This window comes from Paraburkholderia ultramafica (assembly GCF_902859915.1).
Taxonomy (GTDB): domain Bacteria; phylum Pseudomonadota; class Gammaproteobacteria; order Burkholderiales; family Burkholderiaceae; genus Paraburkholderia; species Paraburkholderia ultramafica.
The window spans coordinates 1-728 of sequence record NZ_CADIKK010000157.1; the positions used below are offsets into that span (position 1 = coordinate 1).

1 protein-coding gene is annotated in these 728 nt (G+C 63.2%); it reads right to left on the bottom strand.

Going from position 1 to position 728, the window contains the following annotated elements:
- Nucleotides 1-728: IS3 family transposase (locus HV744_RS36655; RefSeq protein ID WP_175154099.1), on the bottom strand; the 728-nt coding region annotated here is incomplete at both ends.

A 728-nucleotide genomic window follows, 5' to 3' on the forward strand; every position in this document is an offset into this window, starting at 1 on the left:
TTGAAGAAGCTCTCCGTGGGCGCGTTATCCCAGCAATTTCCCTTGCGGCTCATCGAGCAACGCATGCCGTATTCCGCCAGCTTGCGCTGGAAGTCGTGACTGGCGTATTGGCTGCCGCGATCCGAGTGATGCAGCGCGCCGGGCTCAGGCTTACGACGGAACCAGGCCATCGTCAGGGCGTCGGTTACGAGGTCCGCCGTCATGCGCGGCTTGATTGACCAGCCGACGACTTCCCGGTTGAACAGGTCCAGCACGATTGCCAGATACAACCAGCCCGCATCGGTCCAGATGTACGTGATGTCCGAGGTGAACACCTGGTTCGGCGCCGTCGGCGTGAAGTTGCGCGCCAGCAGATTCTCGGCGACCGGCAGCTTGTACTTCGAGTCCGTCGTCACCTTGTAGCGCCGTTTGTGCCGAGCCCGAATGCCGTTCTCGCGCATCAGCCGCTCAACCCGCGCCTTGCTGGCCGGAAAGCCGCGCGAGCGGATCTCCACCGTCATGCGTGGCGAGCCATAGGCGCCCTTGACTTCGGCATGGATAGTCCGAATCAACACCAACAGCTGCCCGTCGCTCAGGCGCTGACGCTCCGGCGTGCCGCCGCGCTTCCATGCCCGATAGCCGTTCAGACTGACCGACAGGACCTCGCACAGCGCCGACAGCGGATATTGCCGGCTCTGCGAATCAATCCAGGCGTACTTCACAGGAGGTCCTTCGCGAAGAACGCCGCC